Source organism: Leptospiraceae bacterium (assembly GCA_025059995.1).
Lineage (GTDB): Bacteria > Spirochaetota > Leptospiria > Leptospirales > Leptonemataceae > SKYB61.
Genome location: JANXCF010000003.1, coordinates 263,100 through 283,155 on the forward strand (window position 1 = coordinate 263,100; position 20,056 = coordinate 283,155).

At 34.0% G+C, this 20,056-nt stretch carries 12 protein-coding genes; 2 read left to right on the forward strand and 10 right to left on the reverse strand.

The window, feature by feature from the left end; genetic code table 11:
- Positions 1 to 11: 11 nt before the first annotated feature.
- From NZ853_05820 to NZ853_05830, 3 genes are all read right to left on the reverse strand, one after another.
- Complete coding sequence (locus NZ853_05820) at positions 12 to 506, reverse strand: hypothetical protein (GenBank protein MCS7205195.1); 495 nt, start codon at positions 504 to 506, stop codon at positions 12 to 14.
- Positions 506 to 3,112 carry an ATP-dependent Clp protease ATP-binding subunit gene (locus NZ853_05825; protein ID MCS7205196.1) on the reverse strand — a complete coding sequence of 869 codons (2,607 nt, stop codon included), beginning with the start codon at positions 3,110 to 3,112 and terminating at the stop codon, positions 506 to 508. Before NZ853_05825 ends, NZ853_05820 begins: the two co-directional genes overlap by 1 nt.
- Positions 3,113 to 3,346: 234 nt before the next feature.
- Positions 3,347 to 6,400 carry an EAL domain-containing protein gene (locus tag NZ853_05830; protein ID MCS7205197.1) on the reverse strand — a complete coding sequence of 1,018 codons (3,054 nt, stop codon included), beginning with the start codon at positions 6,398 to 6,400 and terminating at the stop codon, positions 3,347 to 3,349.
- A 50-nt stretch (positions 6,401 to 6,450) separates the two neighbouring features.
- On the opposite strand from NZ853_05830, the gene NZ853_05835 reads away from it, so the two are divergent.
- The gene (locus tag NZ853_05835) at positions 6,451 to 7,371 is read left to right on the forward strand and encodes a hypothetical protein (protein MCS7205198.1); all 921 of its coding nucleotides are present in this window, start codon (positions 6,451 to 6,453) and stop codon (positions 7,369 to 7,371) included.
- Positions 7,372 to 7,397: 26 nt separating this feature from the next.
- Here the strand turns inward: NZ853_05835 and NZ853_05840 are convergent, their stop codons facing one another.
- The 7 genes from NZ853_05840 to ilvD are packed head-to-tail and all read right to left on the reverse strand — an operon-like array spanning position 7,398 to position 17,899.
- The gene (locus tag NZ853_05840; protein ID MCS7205199.1) at positions 7,398 to 8,765 is read right to left on the reverse strand and encodes a sodium:alanine symporter family protein; all 1,368 of its coding nucleotides are present in this window, start codon (positions 8,763 to 8,765) and stop codon (positions 7,398 to 7,400) included.
- Between the two features lie 3 nt (positions 8,766 to 8,768).
- Positions 8,769 to 10,895: an alpha-galactosidase gene (locus tag NZ853_05845; GenBank protein MCS7205200.1), complete on the reverse strand. Its 2,127-nt coding sequence runs from the start codon at positions 10,893 to 10,895 to the stop codon at positions 8,769 to 8,771.
- The gene (locus tag NZ853_05850) at positions 10,892 to 12,076 is read right to left on the reverse strand and encodes a galactokinase (protein ID MCS7205201.1); all 1,185 of its coding nucleotides are present in this window, start codon (positions 12,074 to 12,076) and stop codon (positions 10,892 to 10,894) included. Before NZ853_05850 ends, NZ853_05845 begins: the two co-directional genes overlap by 4 nt.
- 4 nt (positions 12,077 to 12,080) lie before the next feature.
- Positions 12,081 to 13,169, reverse strand: a complete 1,089-nt coding sequence (locus tag NZ853_05855) for a D-alanine--D-alanine ligase (GenBank protein ID MCS7205202.1) — start codon at positions 13,167 to 13,169, stop codon at positions 12,081 to 12,083.
- Positions 13,166 to 14,134: a P-loop NTPase fold protein gene (locus tag NZ853_05860; protein MCS7205203.1), complete on the reverse strand. Its 969-nt coding sequence runs from the start codon at positions 14,132 to 14,134 to the stop codon at positions 13,166 to 13,168. Before NZ853_05860 ends, NZ853_05855 begins: the two co-directional genes overlap by 4 nt.
- Before the next feature lie 13 nt (positions 14,135 to 14,147).
- Positions 14,148 to 16,181: a protein meaA gene (locus NZ853_05865; protein MCS7205204.1), complete on the reverse strand. Its 2,034-nt coding sequence runs from the start codon at positions 16,179 to 16,181 to the stop codon at positions 14,148 to 14,150.
- 23 nt (positions 16,182 to 16,204) lie between these two features.
- Positions 16,205 to 17,899 (reverse strand): dihydroxy-acid dehydratase, encoded by a 1,695-nt coding sequence (gene ilvD / locus NZ853_05870; GenBank protein ID MCS7205205.1) that lies wholly within the window; start codon positions 17,897 to 17,899, stop codon positions 16,205 to 16,207.
- A gap of 110 nt (positions 17,900 to 18,009) precedes the next feature.
- Here ilvD and NZ853_05875 point away from each other — a divergent pair, with 110 nt between their 5' ends.
- The gene (locus NZ853_05875) at positions 18,010 to 19,980 is read left to right on the forward strand and encodes a methyl-accepting chemotaxis protein (protein ID MCS7205206.1); all 1,971 of its coding nucleotides are present in this window, start codon (positions 18,010 to 18,012) and stop codon (positions 19,978 to 19,980) included.
- Positions 19,981 to 20,056: the final 76 nt, after the last annotated feature.

A 20,056-nucleotide genomic window follows, 5' to 3' on the forward strand; every position in this document is an offset into this window, starting at 1 on the left:
AATAATTTTTTTCAACTTAACCTTTTTATTGTCTTTCGAAAAAAACTATAATTTTTATTTAGAGGAAAAACAAAGTTCCTAGCAGGGTCAGAAGTTAAATAACGTATGGGTAGTGAAGGTATGAGTTGTAAGAGTTTGTATTCAATTGCTTCGTCACCTATGTAAGTTTCATTATTGACTTTCAAAATGGGGATTTGAAGTTCCTCATTGAAGATAAGTTCCATCTGATTTTGATTCTCTAATATAAGACTAAAAGGGATTTTAAAAAAACCTGAATATTTCTTTCTTTTGACAGAATATTTGTAATGAAACCCTATATAGGGTTCAACCCCCTTGTAGTTCTTAAGAAATTGAACTTCTATTCTTTCAACTTCAGCTAAGATCAAGTTACTTTTCCTTTTGAAGTGAAATAAATACTTATAAGCTAAGTAAAAGAAGATTACTAAAAAACCTAAATAAGTATAGAATGCCATAGTTGTTATATTAAGATGAATTTGCAAATCCATTATGAATTCGTTTTTGTAGTACTTGCTGGTTCAACGTCAAAATCTTCAGTTATTTTGACCTTTTTCAAAGTTATTTTTGAACTTCTTTCTTTACGTTCTTTTTCTTTCATTTCTCTCTCTAACTGCTTTTGCTTGTAAATATCTTCATATTCTTTCCAAAAGTCTTCTTTATAATGTAGCTTTCGCTCACTCTCAATGTAGCTCACAAAAACCTTCGTAGGTTCACGGAATGCTCCTTCAAGAAAACGATTTGCTAAGTAATCCTCGATTTCTTTTTGGATTAATCTTCGCAAAGGTCTAGCTCCATATTTTTCATCGAAACCTTTTTCAGCAAAATATGTCCTTGCAGTTTCATCTATTTCGATCATGATTTTCTTATCGAATAGATATTGGTTTAGTCGATTTATCATGATATCCACAATTTGTTTTATTTGATCTTTATTTAAAGAATTAAATACCACTATCTCATCAATACGATTCAAAAACTCGGGATTAAAGTGTCTTTTCACAGCCTCTAAAGCCTTTTCTTTCTTATTCTCTTCTCTTCTTGCTTCATTTTCAGAAAACCCCATTTTTCCACTTTTTTGGAGTTCTCTTGCACCAATATTTGACGTCATGATGATTATGGTATCTCTGAAATCAACTCTTCTACCATGAGTATCTGTCAAATTTCCTTCTTCTAAAATTTGTAAAAGGATATTAAAGACATCAGGATGTGCCTTTTCGATTTCATCAAAAAGAATCACCGAATATGGATTGCGACGAACATATTCTGTCAGTTGTCCTGCATCATCATATCCAATGTAACCTGGGGGAGAACCTATCAACTTAGAAACTGAATGGGGTTCCATATATTCAGACATGTCTAAACGATAAAGTTTTTCTTCTTTTCCAAAAAGAAACTCTGCTAAAGCTCTGGCTAATTCGGTTTTTCCTACTCCCGTTGGTCCGAGGAAAATAAAAGAACCTGAGGGTTTTCTTGGATCTTTAAAGCCTGTCCGTGAACGACGAACAGCTCTACTTACTAAGTGAATAGCTTCATCTTGACCTACTACCCTCTTTTTTAGTTCTTCTTCTAATTTGAGTAGTTTATTAGCTTCGCTTTCTTCAATCCTTTCTAAGGGAATTCCGGTCCACATACTTACAACTGAATAAATGTCTTCTTCTTGGATTTGAATGGCATAATTCGATAATTTTTCCTGCCAATCTTGTATGATTTCTTCTAATTGAAGTTTTTTGGTTGCGATTTCATCTCGAACTTGTGCAGCAGCTTCATATTCTTGAGCTTTCACCAAATCATCTTTCTTTTTAGTTAATAATTTGATTTCTTCTTCAAGTTCTATGATCTCATCAGGTCGTTTTGAATTTTGAAGTCGAGCTCTTGCACCTGCTTCATCGATAATATCGATTGCCTTATCGGGCAAATAGCGATCGTTTATATATCGTGCTGATAATTTGACTGCCATTTCCAATGCTTCATCCATGTATACAACCCTGTGGTGCTTTTCAAAGGTACTCTTTAATCCTTTTAAGATCATGATAGCATCATCAATGCTTGGCTCTTTCACGTGAATTGGTTGAAATCTTCTTTCCAATGCAGCATCTTTTTCAATGTATTTGCGATATTCTGTCAGGGTTGTAGCACCAATGCATTGGATTTCTCCTCTTGCTAAAGCAGGCTTTAACATATTAGCTGCATCTATTGCACCTTCTGCAGCTCCAGCACCAATGATTGTGTGCAATTCATCAATAAATACAATGATATTTTTTGCATTCTGAATTTCCCTTAGTATTTTCTTTAAACGATCCTCGAACTCACCACGATATTTTGTTCCTGCAACTAAAGAAGCTAAATCCAATGCCACCACCCTTTTATCCATGAGGATATCAGGAACTTCTCCATTGGCTATTCGGATCGCCAGACCTTCTACTATAGCTGTTTTTCCTACTCCCGCCTCACCGATAAGGACAGGGTTGTTTTTCGTTTTCCTACATAGAACTTGTGTTAACCTCGCAATTTCCATTTCTCTACCAATTACTGGATCTAGTTTTCTTTCAAAAGCCATCTGAGTTAGATCCCTTGCAAATTCATCCAGAGTTGGAGTCTTATTTTTTTCGGGAGCTGGTCTTCCCGTTGGTGTGGATTGAGTCGCTTGTGTTGGATTGGTTGAAACCCCTAAAATTCTTAAGATTTCCCCTTTAATTACGGAATAATTGATTTGAAACTGAGCCAAGGTAGCACCAGCTATATTATTGCTATCTCTAAGCAACGCAAGTAGGATATGCTCGGTTCCCACATAGTTGTGTTTTAATCTTCGAGCCTCTTCTTTAGAATAATCAATAATTTTTTGAAATTTATCAGGATTTGGTGATAATTCCAATAGTAATGAACCACTTCCCTGTTTTGCTCTTCTTTCTATTTCTTTTTTTAGCTCTTTTAGATCGACTTGGAGATTCTTTAAAATTTTTATGGCTACCGAATCTTCTTCTCGTAGTAATCCTAATAAAATATGTTCAGGACCAATCATATCATGACCAAGTCGTTTCGCTTCTTGTTGGGCATATTCATTTAAAACTTTTTTAGCTCTTTTGGTAAAATCAAACATAGGATTTCTCCAATCTATAAATTAATTCTTTAATAACAAATGTCATCTATAATAATAGCAAAAAAACTCCAAAAAATTTCCCTTTTCAAACATTTTTTATTTTCGACTCTCATTATATTCAAAAAAATTTACTCGTAAAGCAGTTTTTATTCATTGCATACTCTTTAATATGATTTTTTTTCAGATTTCATTCTAAACGCATGAAATTGCACTTATGCTTGAATATAGAAAAAACTAAGTATGAACTTTAAAAAACTTTTCCAATTCCATTGGATTTAAAGGTTTGCTATAGTAATATCCTTGTCCATAATCGCAATCTTCTCTAAGTAATATTTCTACTTGTTTCTGAGTTTCAATACCCTCAGCAATCGATTTTAATCCAAAGCTTTTTGACATTTGGATGATGGAACGAACTAATCTTAAAGAAGAGTCATCCTCTTCCTCATCTAATTTTCTAATAAAAAATTGATCGATTTTGATAGCATCAAATTTATATTTCAATAAATAATTCAAAGATGAATAACCAGTTCCAAAATCATCGATTAAAATCTTCACATTCATGTCTTTTAACTCGCCTATAAATCTTCTTGTTTTTTCTTCATTTTGCAAAAGGATATTCTCAGTAATTTCAATCTCTATTAAGGCTGGATCAACATGGTAATCTTTGATAAGTCTCTTGAAGAATTTCAAAAATGTTCCATCATGAATTTGATGATAGGAAATATTCACTGAAACAGGAAGAATTGTGTAATCCTTCTCATACCACTCCAAAATTTGTTTAATTATCTCCTCAATAATAAATTCTCCTAAGGGAATAATCAATCGGTTTTTCTCTGCTATAGGAATAAATTTTGATGGGTTTATTATACCTAACTCTTTATCTCTCCAACGTATTAGGGCTTCTACTGAGACAATCTTGTTTGTTTTAATATCCAATATTGGTTGATAAACTAAATAAAAACCTGTTTTTTGAATTTTTGTTTTTTCTTTTGTTTTTAACAGAGAAATATTCTTGAAAAGTAAAGTCTCAATCTTCACTTGATCTAAAAATTCTTTTTCTACTTCTGGATTAATAAAAGCATAGCTCCCTATTCCTTTTTCTTCTTTCGCTCTGTTTAAAGCCATTTCCGCATATTTTAACAATTCATCAGGGGTTTTTGCATTCTCTGGATATAGAGCAATACCCATCGAGGCAGTAAGGTAAAATTCACTTCCATGAATTCGATATACTCGCTTTAAGAACTCAGAAAGATTTTCTACGAAATGGATGCCATCTTCAAAAGTTATTTTTGATAAAATAATACCAAATTCATCATTTCCTATTCTAGCTAAAAAAACATTTAATTGCAAATATTTCTCAATATAAGATCTAATTCGATCTGCAATTAATTGAAGAAACTTATCTGATATTAAAAAACCAACTTTTTGGATAACCAGAGAAAACTGATCAACGTCAATCAAGATGACAAATAAATTATCACCTTTGTAAATTTCTTGATTTAATTTTTCTAAAAAATAAGTTCTGTTGGGTAGATTGGTTAAACTATCATAAAATTGGGATTTTTCTATTTGTTCTTCATAAAACTTTTCTAAAGTAATATCTTCTATGATCTGAATAAAATGAGAAATTTCTAACTTTTCATTTAATACAGGTGATATAAAAACACGAGAAAGAAACAAACTACCATCTTTTCTTTTGTTGATGATCTCACCCTTCCAGTCTTTCTTGCTCATTATAGTATCCCATAATTGTTGATAGAATTCATGGTCATGCAATCCTGATTTCAAAATATTAACATTTTGTCCCATCAATTCATTCATATAATATCCACTCATTTCCTCGAATTTTTTGTTTACGTAGAGTATTTTTCCTTCTTTGTTTATGATTAAAATCCCAAGGCTTGTGTTATCCAAGATTTTCGTTAAGAGAATATTTTGTTCCAATAACCGCATTTTTGTCTTTCTTTCTCTGATGATGTTAATACCAATCCCTATGTTAACAGCTATTTCTTGTAGGATGTGTTTTTCTTCTGGATCGAAATCTTCAAACGAAGAATAAACCATCAAAACACCAATTACCATATCATTCATTGCAATTGGAATTCCAATCACTGATCGAACTTCACCTTTTCTTAATTCACTATCCTGTTGAATTTTCTCTATCAATATTTTATTATTTCTACAAACAATGCTCGCAATATGCTGATTTGCATCTTTAGATTTTTCTCCCCATCCCCAAGAAAGTGGAAGTGAAAGAAAATTTTCTTTTAAAAATGTTTCTAAAAATTCATTCTTTGTATAATAACTTACAACTTCAATAGTTCTTTCTTTGTTATATTTTTTATATCCTACCCAGGACATTAGGTATTTTCCTGTTTCAACAATCACCTTGCAAATCTGAGAAAGCAATATTTCTTCTTCATTCGCAAATAGCAGAACTTTGTGGGATTGGGATAACATGTAAAAGAACTGATTTTTTCGTTCAATCAATTGAATATGTTCTTTTTCTTTTGTAATATCTTTGATAATTCCATATAGAAACTTTTCCTTCAAGAAAGAAAATTGGATAACCATGTTCTTGATTTCATTTCCATTCTGCCAATAGAATTCGTATTCTTTTTGTAAATGATTTAAATTACCTAATGCTATTTCTTGTAGAATATTTTTTATTTCTTGTTCATCTTTTTTGATGTAAGGAAGCAAACTAGACAATCTGACGAAATTTCTATTTATTCCTAAAACTCTTTTTGCACCATCTGAAAGAAAAAAGATGGGATCACGAGATCGATAATAACACTGAAACGAACCTTGTTTAAATACAGCTTCCGTAAAAACCAAAAGTTCATTCAAAACAAAAGTTTTTTTCTTCAATGATAGAACTTGATCACTTCGAATAAAAATGCCAATAATGTATTTTTTTCCATTCCACTCAAAAGTTTTTGAAGTTATTTTGATAGGGATCTTGATTCCATCACTTTTTTGAACATATAATTCTGATAATTCTTTGATACGTCGTTTTTTGATATTATTGTAATTATTCTTTGTATCTTCGATAAAAATTTCTTTATAGAGACTACTATACTCAGGTGGATGGAGCTGAGTTTGGTGTAGCCCAATGATTTTTTCTTTAGGAAGTCCCACTAACTTTTCTGCCATTTTATTTGCGTAAACAATTACCCCTGTTTCCACATCGGCAACAAAGAGAGCTTCAGGCAATTCTTCTAAGATCATCAAGAAATCCATAATTGCAGAATATAAATATAAATAAAAAATCCATGAATTTGACAACTACATATTTTTTCGTTGACAATGGGGTTTTTCGTTTGTATGTAAAATTCATGAAAACCACAAACGAAATTTTACCCCCACCGATATTGACTCTCCCCGCTCAAGACATGTTATATAAACCCAAAAATCCACTCAAAGTAAAAGTATTATTTAAGAAAAAACTAGTTCCTGATGACTATGAGGAAGATGTATGTCATGTGGTATTGGATCTCAGGGGAACTGACTATGTATACACAGAAGGGCAATCTGTTGGTGTAATACCACCTGGGGTCGATGAAAATGGAAAACCACATAAGTTACGATTGTATTCTATTGCTTCTGCTTTTGGAGGGGATCCTGAGTTTCCTAATTCGGTTTCTTTGTGTGTTAAGCGTGTAGTCTTTAAAGACGAAAATGGACAAATCAGACGTGGGGTGGGATCAAACTACATTTGTGATCTCAAAGAAGGCGATGAAGTATTGATTACAGGACCTGCGGGAAAACACTTTGTTTTACCTCAAGATACGACGGCTGATCTGATTTTTTTTGCTACTGGCACGGGTATTGCTCCTTTTCGGGCTTTTGTTCAAAAAATCTTTTTGAAGAATTATCCCCACAAAGGGAAAATTATTTTGTTTTTTGGTTCACGCTATAAAAAAGATCATCTTTATGCAAACGAAATCAATGATGATTTATTAAAATTACAAAATGATCAATTTCGGATTTACTCTGCTCTCTCACGAGAAAATCCCAATCGAAAAGTATATGTCCATCACGTTCTTCAAGAAAAAGAAAACGAAATCGCAGACATCTTAGAAAGAAACAACTATGTCGTCTATATTTGTGGTCTAAAAGGAATGGAAGATAACATCATGAACTATTTTAGAAAACACCTAGAAAAAAAACAACAAAAAGAATTCACTGATGATGAATGGAAAGAAATTCAAAGGGAATTAGAAAAGCGAAATCGCTTTCTCATAGAAACTTATTAGTCAAGATAAAATCCCAAAGTGGGGTTTTATTTATCAAATACTTCTATCTTGACGAGTTCTGGATCCTCTTCATCAATCTTTTCTTTCGATAAGAATTTATCAGTTTCTTTTTTGATGTAACTATGAAGCCATAATAACGATATCAAATTCGGTATTGCCATAAGTCCATTAGCAATGTCTGCAAAACCCCAAACAACATTCAAAGAAGTCAAAGAACCTATGATTACAAAAATCACCCATAAAATTCGAAATGCCATAATACTTTTTACCCCCAATAAATACTCCAAGGCTTTCTCACCATAATAGGACCAACCCAAAATGGTGCTAAAAACAAAAAGTAGCAAAGATATACTTAAAAGAATACTTCCCCAACCACCCAAGATTGAGAAAGTCTGATTTGTGATCTCAGCTCCTTTGAGTCCTAAGGTCCAACTTTCTGTATTGATGATGGCAATTCCAGTCAAAGCACAAATGATAACTGTATCCCAAAAGGTTCCCGTTGAAGAAACTAATGCTTGTCGGACCGCATTTTTCGTTTTTGCAGCAGCTGCAACAATAGGAGCACTTCCCAAACCAGACTCATTCGAAAATAATCCTCTGGCAACTCCAGCCCTAATTGCTTCTCGAACTCCCGCACCAGCAAAACCACCAATAGCAGACTGTCCCGTAAAAGCAGAGGTTACAATCAAATACAAGGTTTGAGGGATTTTCTCCCAAGTAAGAACAATAATCACAAGTAATGAAATCACATAAAAAACTGCCATAAAAGGAACTAAAGCTTCACTTACTTTCGCAATGGATTTGATACCGCCGATGATTACGAGAGCTGTCAGGATTGCTAATGCAATTCCCGTATAAACGGGCTCAATACCATAAGTATCCTTCATAAGGTGAGAAATCGAATTCGCTTGAACCATATTTCCAATCCCGAAAGAGGCAATCACAGTAAAAATAGCAAACAAAACGCCAAGCCATTTCATTCCTAATCCTCTTTCCAAAACAAACATGGGACCACCAACAATCTGTCCATTTTTGTCAATCTCTCGGAATTTTATTGAAAGAAGTGATTCGGCATATTTCGTTGCTATACCAAAAACCCCAGTAAGCCACATCCACAAAACAGCTCCCGGACCTCCAATAGAAATGGCTGTGGCAACACCTACCACATTCCCTGTTCCGATGGTTGCTGCTAAAGCGGTTGCCAATGCTGCAAATTGACTAATATCGCCTTTCCCTTCTTCTCGAGAAACAGAAAGCTTGATTCCTAATCCAATATAACGTTGGATAAATCCTAAACGTATTGTAAGAAAAATATGGGTTCCAAATAACAAAATCAACATGATGGGACCCCAAACAATACTGTTAACTTGATCGATCAATTTTTCTAATTCCATCTTTTATACCTCCTTTTGGTTAATAACTTCAATTTCGTAATAGGGTATATTTTCAATTTTTTTTACAGCATGGGATGAGTTTTGAACATCCTTTGCATGAACAAAAACTTTTGTTTTTTGAAAAGCTTCTTTTTCCAACTTAAACTTAAATTTCTTTTTTCTTTTGGAATAAGAAGAAATTTCAGACAAAGGAAAAATATGCCCATTGCTTCCTAAGAGATCACTTTTTCTGATTTGGGTTTTATAAAGTAAAAGACTATTATGAGGCGGGAGTATGATAGTTTCTTGTGATTTAATGAATAAATTAAATTTCTTCTGAAATGGGAATGCCACAAAATAAAGAACATTTGGTTCTAAAAAAAATTTCACTTTTTTATCAGAAAGATTTACAAGGAAAAGGTATTCCAACTGAAACTCTTTTTGATTTGAGTCTGTGAAAAAATTTTGTTTTTTAATAGAAAAATGCACCTCAAAAGAATGTTCATCAACAACTTTGAAAGTTTTGTATTCCTTCTTCGAGAAAGGAAATAATTTCTTATACAATTCAAGTTTTTCTGGATCATAAGTTTCCACAGGATCAGAAGTAAAAACCAATCCACCAAAGATATAATTGACATACAACAACGTAAGTCTTTCTTCAATAGTTAGTCCGATTTTTTTAGAAATATCCTTTGACTTTAAAGAACGAAAGGACTCTCTTAAATAAAAAACATCGGGATCACTCAAAAAGTTTTTTCCATTGAAAGGATGTCTATGGATAGTGGAATTCAAACTACTAAAAGTAGAAACCCTTTCTAAAAAATGAAAATTCTTTAAATAATTATCCCATTTTTCTTCTACATCACTTCCCACTCTAGCGAAGTTAACATTTCCAAACGTATGAGAAAAAGGAATCCCGCAACCCAGAAGTTTTACGTTACTTTTCCTCCAGTTTACGATTTTGTGAATCAAGCTAAGGGCATCCTGCATTTGTATTGCCCTTGTTTTTCTTTTGACAGGGTATATAGAACTTGCATATAGAAAATCTAACTTTAAGAGTTCAAATCCCCAGTCCTTTACGAATGTTTGCAAAACCTGATTCAAATAATCCTGGAATCCATGATGATAAATATTGATAGAATAAAACCATCCACTCCAAAGTGGATTAAATCCTGCAATCACAGGTTTTTCGTTTTCATCACGAAGTAGCCAATCCTCATGATAATAGAACAAATTTGACTTTTTTTCACATATGAATGGTGCTATCCAAATCCCGGGTTTTATATTATAAGATTTTGCTTTTTCAACTAAACTTTTTATTTTCCCTCGAAAAGAAGGTTTTAGATTTAACCAGTCCCCAACCCTTTCTTGATACCCATCATCAATTTGAAAATAATCAATCGGAATCTTTTCTTTTCCAAAAAAGTCAAGCCTACTCTCTAAGGTCTCAAAATCAATCTTATTGTAATGATAATACCATGAAGTATATCCAGTAATATTTGTTTCGGAGATGGCATCAAGTCTTTCAGAAAAATCATTAAACACTTCATAATAATTTCCATGTTTTATGAGTAAATTCATCAACAAAAAAGATTTGGAAAAATAGTAATTCTGATAATCTTTAATTACTTTCAAAATAGAATTTTTATAATCCAACTGAAATATCGTATAAGCATTCTTTTCATCCAAAGAAGCAAAAAGTAAAATTTTATTATCAGAGCTTCTTAGATAGGTATAAAAATGAGATCGTAAAAAAGCTTTATTAAATTTTTTTATGTATTTTATGATGGTATATTCGCCGAATGAACCAAAGAGCCAACGAAAAAAAAAATTCACATTCATTTGAGAGCTCTTGATGGGAACTTCAAAAGTTTGGGTCCAGTTGTTGTAGCCTTGATGTAAGAAATCCTTGAATTGTTCTATCTTTGGAATGAAAAATTCCAACATGAAAAAATCTAAAGATACTTCTTGATAATCAAGAAACTCCTCACAAAATAAAGTAAAAATACCATCTTGGAAAGAAAAATGCATGACTCCAATCGGAAATTGTATACGAAAACTTTCTGTTAAAGGTTTTTGAACTTCGTAAGAAAAAAAACCATTTTTTTTTTGGTATTGGAACCTTAAAATTTTGATTTCATTAAAATTCATAATCTTTTTATACCATCGCTAATTTTCACAGAAAAAACTTCAAGATTGAAGTTTGTTAAATTTTTATAAACTTTCATGATTTTGTTTCTGTATTCATCAAAATAATCCTTCTTGACTAATGCAATTGCTGAACCACCGAATCCAGCTCCCGTCATCCTAACACCATAGACCCCATCAATCTTCATAGATTCCTCCACAATAATATCAAGTTCCCTACAAGAAACTTCATAATCGTTTTTCAAAGAATAGTGGGACTCTACTAATAACTTTCCTAGTTTGTTTAAGGTTTTCTCTGGATCCCTTTTTTGCTTTGAATGATTTATTAACAACTCTTTTGTTTCTTTTACTCTCTGGTTTTCTGTGATCACATGTCTTGTTCTTCTGATCAAGGTGTCTGAGTGTAAACTCTCTAAGTGAGAAAGATCTGCATCTACAAGGTTTTTGATTTTGTATAATTTGTTTAGAATTTCGTATGATATGTGGCATTCCGTTCTTCGTTCATTGTACTTTGATGATGTGAGTTCTCGTGGTTTTTTGGAATCAACGACCACTAACTCTACATCAGGGAATTCAAAAGGGATATATTCATATTCCAAAGAATGAGTGTCTAATAAGATCAAATGATCTTGTTTCCCCATAGCTACGGTGAATTGATCCATGATACCACATTTAACTCCGACATATTGATTTTCTACTTGCTGGCAAAGGATAGCAAGTTGTGTTCTATCGATCTGATAATCTGCTTTCACAAGAGAATAAACGATATAGCCCATTAAAACTTCAATAGCTGCCGAAGAAGAAAGACCTGAACCTATAGGAAGATCACTTGCAAAATACACGGAAAAACCATTAAAAAAATATCCCTGCCCCTTAATAGCCTGAATAACCCCAATGGGATATTTGATCCAACCTGGATGATTTTTATAAATGCTAAGATCTTCTTCTAAAGAAAATTTATAAACTTTTTTATCAATTTCAGAATAGAGTTGTATAAGAGAAGAATCACTTAACCAAACAGCAGCATATATTCCCTTATCAATAGCAAAAGGAAAGACTTTCCCTCCGTTGTAGTCGATATGTTCACCGATGAAATTCACCCTACCTGGAGAGAAAAAATACCAATTTGGTTCTTTAGAAAAAACCTCTTTGAATTTAGTTTTTAAATAGTCTTTATCAATCATGACTCTACACTTTGTATGTAGTAATCAAATTTCTTTGCAAGTTTGCTTTTTCTTCTGTTAATTCTATCAGTGTTTTGAGTAATTCTTTTTGTGACATACCTTCATATTCCCACAACTTGGGATACATACTGATATTCGTAAATCCTGGTAAGGTGTTTACTTCGTTTACATAAATTTCACCATCAGCATAAAACATATCTACTCTGGCAAAACCCTCACAATACAATGCCTTATAAGTCGACAAAGCAATTTCTTGAATACGTTGGATTTCTTGTTTTGTTAGATTCTCTGCTGGAATGAATAGATCAGCTCCCTGAGGGTCAAGGTATTTTGCTTCGTAAGAATAAAATTCATGATTTGGACGAACCTCTCCTGGAATGCTAACTCGAACATGAAAATTACCTAAAACAGAACATTCAATTTCTCTTCCATGGATGGCTTTTTCAATTAAAATTTTAGTATCAAACCGGAAGGCATAAGAGATCGCATTTTGAATTTCTTCTACACTGGAGGCTTTACGAACCCCTACAGAAGAACCCTGTCGAGCCGGTTTAACGAAAACTGGTAACCCCAGTTCGTTAATTATAGCATCAAGAGAGATATTTTCTCTTTCATAAATCGTATAGCTTTTAAAGGGAACTACGGGAATGTGGTTTGACTTCAGAATTTGCTTCATTGCTTCTTTATCCATACACAAAGCGGAAGATAAGACATCACAACCAACAAAAGGAATGTCTAAAAACTTCATCAATCCCTGTAAACTTCCATCTTCTCCTAATGTCCCATGTGTGATGGGAAATAGGATATCAATTTCGATTGTCTTTAGATTTTGTAAAGAATCCCAATAAAAAAAATTGGGCTTTTTGAAGCTTAAGTAGAGCTCTCGTCGATGGATTGATTCTAATTCTTTAAGATTTGTTGGAAAATGTTCAAAATTTTCCAAAAGAAAAAAATTTCGTTTTCTATCAATGTAGATGGGATAAACTGTATAGTCTTCTTTCAGAACCTCATAAATGTTTTTTGCCGACAAAATCGATATTTCATGTTCTGTGGATGGTCCGCCAAAAATCAAACCTACCACTTTTGTTTTCATGGATATTGAATGACATATTCAATTTTAGAAAACTTTTGCAAGGCTAAATCAAAAGAACCCGTTTCTTTAATAAACAAAGAAGCTCCTCCAAAGTTCTTGAGGATTTCTAAACCCTTGAGTCCGTATTGGGTCCTTACCCACTTTTCGAAGTAATACGCTTCTTTTTCTTCCAATCTGAAATTAGTTTTTTTGCTTTTTTCTTCAATCAAATATTCTAATACTTCCTCTAAACCCAAACCCTTTTGAGCGCTAACTCGAAATATGGGCAATTTTTCCATCTCGGGTCTTACAAATGATAACGTAGATTTCAAAGTATAGTAGGTTTTTTTTGCTTCTTTTTCCTGATCCCATTTGTTTATAACAAAAGCATTAGGTATTTCCATAATCCCAGCCTTCATAAACTGAATTTGATCTCCTGTGAGAGGTTGTAGCACTAGAAGAATAGTATCAGCGATGTGCTGGATTTCAATCTCACTTTGACCAATCCCAACGGTTTCAATGAAAATCCAATCAAACAAATAGAACAAAACTCTACTCACCGAAAAAGTATGTTTACTTAGCCCCCCTAATTCTCGGTCATTTGCTTGACTTCGAAAATAGATACGTTCTTCATATATGGGAAGTCGAACACGGGTTCTATCCCCCAAAAGAGCTCCTCCTGAGATTTCACTGGATGGATCAATTGCTAAAATGGCTACTTTTGATTCCGAAGATACCTCTAAAACCTTTAAAGCCAACTTACCTGTTAAAGTAGATTTTCCCACCCCAGGAGTTCCCGTTATCCCAACAAAAAACCCGCGATGAGAACTTTTCTGCTTAAGGTAATCTATGATTTGGTTTTTAATTTCTATTAATTCTGGCTTTGTGTTTTCGAACAAAGAAATTAGTTTTGCAATCGAAAATTTGTGCCCACTGAGAGTTCTATCCACCAAATCCAAGATCTGATCTTTTGTTTCTGTTGGCATAGCTTATTTGAACTCAAATTAAAACTTTTTCTTTTTGGGATTCTTCGATAATATCCATGATTTTTTCCATGATTTCTATCAAGTGGTAATCAGATGGAGTAAAGATTCTTTTTACTCCCATTTCATAGAGTTTATCAAAATCCTTTTGAGGGATAATACCACCAACAACGACAGGTATCTCAGAAAAAGCATGATGTTTTTTCAGCTCTTCCATCACTTGTTCTACCAACTCTAAGTGAGAACCCGACATGATTGAAAGCCCAAGGATATCTGCATGTTCTTCAATGGCTGAGTGCACAATCTCTTGAGGAGTTAAACGAATTCCAGAGTAAATCACATCAAACCCACAATGTCTTGCAGCAACAGCGATCATCTCTGCACCATTTGAATGCCCATCCAAGCCTGGTTTTCCCACTACAATGCGAGGTCGATGCCCTTTTTGCTTTGTAAAATCTTCCACTCGATTCCGAATGTTCGTCACTTTTGCATCTTCTAAGAATAATCGTTGTCCTTCTATTCCTGTTGGTGGACGATATTCTCCAAAGATTTCTCGTAATGCATCCGCCCATTCACCAGTCGTCACTCTTGCCAAAGCACATTCAATCGATGCCGGCATGAGATTTTCTCCATTCCTTGCACATTCTTTTAAGTATTCCAATGCTTCTCTTACTTTTTTGGGGTTTCGATTTTTTTTGGTTTTCTCGAGAGCTTCTAAGGTCCTTTTTGCTGATTCAGGATCAACTTTGAAGATTCCTCCATCTCCAGCCTGAAGAGGTGATGGCAGACCATCGGTCCATTTGTTAACTCCTACTACGATGATTTCTCCTGAGTTGATTTTACTCATCCTTTCAGACATGGAACGTACCAACTGGGACTTTATATAGCCAGTCTCTAAAGCTACTCGAATACCTCCCATGTCTAAAATCTTTTGGATTTCTTTTTGTGCTTCTTCTTTGAGTTCATTTACTTTTGACTCTATCACGTAACTTCCATCGAAAATATCAGGATACTCCAACAAATCTGTTTCGTAAGCCAAAATTTGCTGAAGCCTGAGAGACCATTGTTGATCCCAAGGTCTGGGAAGGGATAGAGCTTCATTCCATGCTGGAAGTTGTAGAGCTCTACATCGAGCTTTTCTACTGAGAGTTACACCCAGAGCTTCAATTAAGATCCGCCATGCGTTATTCTCTGGTTGTTTTTCTGTTAAACCTAAGGAATTCACTTGAACCCCGTAACGAAAGAGGCGATATTTTGGATTTTTGACATTGTATCTTTTTAAGGTGATTTCATCCCATAACTCCACAAAAGCTCGCATTTTGCACATCTCTTCGATAAAGCGAATGCCGGCATTCACGAAGAAACTGATTCTTCCCACAATCATTTCGAATTGTTCTTCACTGACCTTACCCCTTTCTTTTATGAGGTCAAGTAAACCAATCGCATTCGCCAAAGAATAGGCTAATTCCTGCACGGGAGTAGCTCCAGCTTCTTGAAGATGATAAGAACTAATATTCGAAGGATTCCATTTGGGAAGATGCACAATGCAGTATTCATACATTTCACTGATCAAGCGAAAGCTTGGTTCGGGGGGGAATATGTAAGTACCTCTTGCTAAGTATTCTTTTACGATGTCATTTTGAGTTGTGCCTTGAAGTTTTGAAACCTCCACTCCTCGTTCTTTTGCCAATGCAATATAGAGTGCCAACAACCACATAGAAGTAGCATTGATGGTCATAGAAGTATTCATTTCTTCTATAGGAATACCATCGAACAAGATATGAAAGTCATCTAAGGAATTGATGGGAACCCCAACTTTTCCGATCTCAGGGCGAGCCAAAGGATGATCCGAAGAATACCCACACTGAGTTGGTAAATCAAAAGCTATCGAAAGTCCTGTTTGTCCTCTACTTAAATTCCCTCGATATAATTTATTTGATTCCCAGACATTCGTATGACCTGCATAGGTTCGAAAAATCCATGGTTTGTCTTTGGTTGGATTTCCGTTTTCATCGTAAAGGACGTGTCTTTTTCGTTCTTTATTTCCCATTGGTCACCTCGTTATGTGTGAGTTTAAAAATCAGCATCGGTGACAGCACCAAACTCTGCTGATCCCACAAGTTTGTAATATTTATAAAGGATTCCGTTTTTGTATTTAAGTTCTTTGGGCTTCCACTCTTTTTTTCGTTGATTCAATTCTTCTTCACTTACATGAAGTGTAAGTTCGTTTTTATAAGCATCAATTGTGATTAAATCTCCATTTTTCACCAAAGCAATAGGACCACCAACTTGAGCTTCCGGAGAAACATGCCCCACCACCATACCATAGGTTCCTCCTGAAAATCTTCCATCTGTGATGAGCCCCACTTTATCTCCCAATCCTTTACCAATCAGAGCTGACGTGGGTCCAAGCATCTCCCTCATACCTGGACCTCCTTTGGGCCCTTCATACCGAATGACTACAACATCTCCTTCTTGGATTTGATTATTTAAGATTGCCTCCATACATTCTTCTTCTGAGTCAAAAACTTTTGCCGGACCAGTGATAGAAAAATTTTTCACTCCTGAGATTTTTGCAACCGCACCTCCCGGTGCTAAGTTCCCACGTAGAATAACAATATGACCTCTTGGATATAAAGGCTTGTGCAATGGATAGATAATGTCTTGATTTTCTGGTATGGAAGCATCAACATGCTTTAAATTTTCTTCGATTGTTTTTCCAGTCACAGTCAAACAATCTCCGTGGATGAGTTTCTCTTCTAAAAGGATTTTCATGATTTTGGGTATTCCACCATGTTGATGAAGGTGAACTGCCAAATACTTTCCGGAAGGCTTCATATCTGCTATGTGAGGGACCTTCCTTGCTATGGTTTCAAAATCATCGATACTTAAGGGAACATTCAAAGCTCGAGCGATCGCAATGAGGTGTAACACGGCATTGGTTGAACCCCCAATTGCCATTGTAACCGCAATGGCGTTTTCAAAAGCTTTTCTCGTCATGATCATAGAAGGTGTGATCTTTTCTTTAATGAGGTTTACCAGAGCTTTACCTGAGTCAAAAGCAGAACGTTCTTTTTCAGAGGCAACCGCAGGCATAGTTGATGAATACGGAAGACTCATACCAAGAGCTTCAATCGCCGAAGACATGGTATTCGCTGTATACATTCCCCCACAACTACCAGCTCCTGGTATGGCATGCTTTTCGATGTTTAAAAATTCTTCTTTGGTAATTTTACCCGCATTATATTGACCTACAGCTTCAAAGACAGAGACGATATTGAGTTCCTTTCCGTTGTAGTAGCCGGGTAAAATGGTTCCTCCGTAAACAAAAATTGCTGGGATGTTTAAACGTGCAATAGCCATCATCGCACCTGGCATGTTTTTATCACAGCCACCAATGGCTAAAATCCCATCCATCCTTTGAGCATTACAAACAGTCTCAATGGAATCAGCAATCACCTCCCTACTTACAAGGGAATATTTCATCCCTTCTGTTCCCATGGAAATTCCATCTGAAACTGTGATGGTTCCGAAAACTTGAGGCATTCCTCCTGCTTCGTAAATCCCACGAATTGCGGCTTCTTCCAAATGACGTATTCCAGCATTGCATGGTGTCAAATTGCTATGCATACTGGCTACACCACAAATGGGTTTTCCGAAATCCTCATCAGTAAACCCAACCGCACGAAGCATAGCACGATTGGGAGCTTTCGTATCTCCCTCTGTGATAACATAAGAACGAAAATTGAGCTTATGAGAATTACTCATATCTACTAAATTTATTTTTTTTTAGACTTTGTAAAGAAAAAGTTTATTATTTTAACTTTAGTCTAAAATTCACTTTGACGATCTTTTTTTATGTTGTAAGATATTATATTATGAAAAAGCTTATAGAACATATTTATAACTTACCCATACGTTATAAATTGATGATGATTTATGGACCACTCTTTTTGATTATAGCCATATCCTATACTTTCATTATCGATCAGAATATCCATAAAATTCAAGGATACAATGAAGTAGTAAAATTTATTGAAACTACAAATACAATTGGCAAGTTTATCTATAAAATCCAATATGAGCGAGCTTATACAAGACTTTTTCTAGCTTCAACTGGAAAAGAAAAAGAAGAAGACCTCATCCGCATTCGATTAGAAAATGATACCATCCAACAAAATTTAGTTAACCTCATTGAAGAACAAAAAGATAAACTCCAAGAGAAAAAAATCTATGAAGAAATAAGATCTATTCTTGTAGATCAATATGAAAGAATCAAAAAGCTTAGAAACCAAGTCGATGAATTTGAAATCACATCATCCCAAGCAGCCAATGTTTATACAGATTATGTGGCAAATCTAGTTAAAGTTGTAGGATTAAAAGAAAATGTAACTAAAATTCCAGAACTGAAAGAAAAATTGATTAGTTATATTATCTTACTTTCCTATCATGAGAGTGTAACACAGGAGAGAGGCTTCTTAATTAATGCATTTGAAAAGAAAGCTTTTGTTGAAGATGAATTAAAAAGATATTTAGGGATTTTAGCATTACAAGATGGTTACAAAAATCAATTTTTCTTAATTGCAGAAGATGCATTAAAGGACATATTCAACAAAACCTATAACCTTGACTATGAAAAAGAAGTATTATATTATCGCAACATAGCTCTCAACCAAGATTGGGAAAAAAACATCAAAACCGAAGATTGGTATAACACCGTTAATAAAAGAATTGATAATGTATATGAAATTATTGATAAAACAAGGGATTATATCATCCAGAAATCAAAAAATGAACAAAGAAAAATCATCTTCCAGACAAGCAGTATAACAGGGTTTTTGATTCTCATATTAGTTTTGAGTGTATTTTTTACTGTTATTGTTTCAAAGGATATTCAAAGTAAAATTAATAATCTTAAGTCACTACAAAATTATGCTTCGAAAATTGCCCAAGGGGATCTTACAATAAACATACAAAAATCCGAAGGGAAAGATGAAACAGCCATTATTATCAATAGCTTTATTCAAATTGTAGATATTATCAAAGAATTCATCTCAAATATGCTACAAATTTCAGATTTACAATCACATCAAAGTGCTCAACTAAATACCAACATCCAACAATTCCAAGATATTGTAAAAAACATCAAAGAATTCTCTGTGAATCTTTCTTCTTCTTCTGAGGAAATGACAAGCAACCTAAACGTCATTGCAAGTTCCATTGAAGAAATTAGCATCACAATCAACGAAATCTCAAAACATACAGAAGAAAATCAGAAGAAATCGAATGAACTTTTACAAGTACTTCAAAAAGCTAATCAGATTATTGAAACCTTGAATAAAAGCACTAAACAAATTGAACAAGTAAGTTCTGTGATAAGTGACATTGCAAGACAAACAAATTTACTTTCCTTAAATGCCGCCATTGAAGCTGCAGGTGCTGGTGAGAAAGGTAGTGGTTTTGCTGTCGTTGCAAACGAAGTAAAAGAATTAGCCAACAAAACCCATCAAGAACTAAAACAAGTCAACCAGAATATCCATTTATTACAAGAAAGCACAAATCAAACCAATGAAACCATAAATCTTGTTTATAAAAATTTTCAAGAGTTCAATCACCTAATCCAAATGTTTTCTAGTTCGTTCTATGAACAAACCGCAGCCATCAAAGAAATCAGTAATAACATCAATCAAAATTTGATGGCAGTAAACGATGTTAATAAGAGAGTCAATTTGTTAGAAAGTCATATACAAAACATAGAGGACATGTTAAAAAAAATCCATGAATTATCTCAACAACTAAAAGAAAATTCAAATAAGATACATCTCTTCCTATCCAAGTACAGAACATAGAATCTAAGTAAGACTATTTTATTTCAAACCTAAATAATAAAAAGATTGTCATTGATTTTTTTTAAAATTGCATGTT

What these genes read in the sequence shown, in the direction of transcription:
- NZ853_05820 (MCS7205195.1), bottom strand. Translation starts at nt 506, where the DNA reads ATGGATTTGCAAATTCATCTTAATATAACAACTATGGCATTCTATACT.
- NZ853_05825 (MCS7205196.1), bottom strand. Translation starts at nt 3,112, where the DNA reads ATGTTTGATTTTACCAAAAGAGCTAAAAAAGTTTTAAATGAATATGCC.
- NZ853_05835 (MCS7205198.1), top strand. Translation starts at nt 6,451, where the DNA reads ATGAAAACCACAAACGAAATTTTACCCCCACCGATATTGACTCTCCCC.
- NZ853_05840 (MCS7205199.1), bottom strand. Translation starts at nt 8,765, where the DNA reads ATGGAATTAGAAAAATTGATCGATCAAGTTAACAGTATTGTTTGGGGT.
- NZ853_05845 (MCS7205200.1), bottom strand. Translation starts at nt 10,895, where the DNA reads ATGAATTTTAATGAAATCAAAATTTTAAGGTTCCAATACCAAAAAAAA.
- NZ853_05850 (MCS7205201.1), bottom strand. Translation starts at nt 12,076, where the DNA reads ATGATTGATAAAGACTATTTAAAAACTAAATTCAAAGAGGTTTTTTCT.
- NZ853_05855 (MCS7205202.1), bottom strand. Translation starts at nt 13,169, where the DNA reads ATGAAAACAAAAGTGGTAGGTTTGATTTTTGGCGGACCATCCACAGAA.
- NZ853_05860 (MCS7205203.1), bottom strand. Translation starts at nt 14,134, where the DNA reads ATGCCAACAGAAACAAAAGATCAGATCTTGGATTTGGTGGATAGAACT.
- NZ853_05865 (MCS7205204.1), bottom strand. Translation starts at nt 16,181, where the DNA reads ATGGGAAATAAAGAACGAAAAAGACACGTCCTTTACGATGAAAACGGA.
- ilvD (MCS7205205.1), bottom strand. Translation starts at nt 17,899, where the DNA reads ATGAGTAATTCTCATAAGCTCAATTTTCGTTCTTATGTTATCACAGAG.
- NZ853_05875 (MCS7205206.1), top strand. Translation starts at nt 18,010, where the DNA reads ATGAAAAAGCTTATAGAACATATTTATAACTTACCCATACGTTATAAA.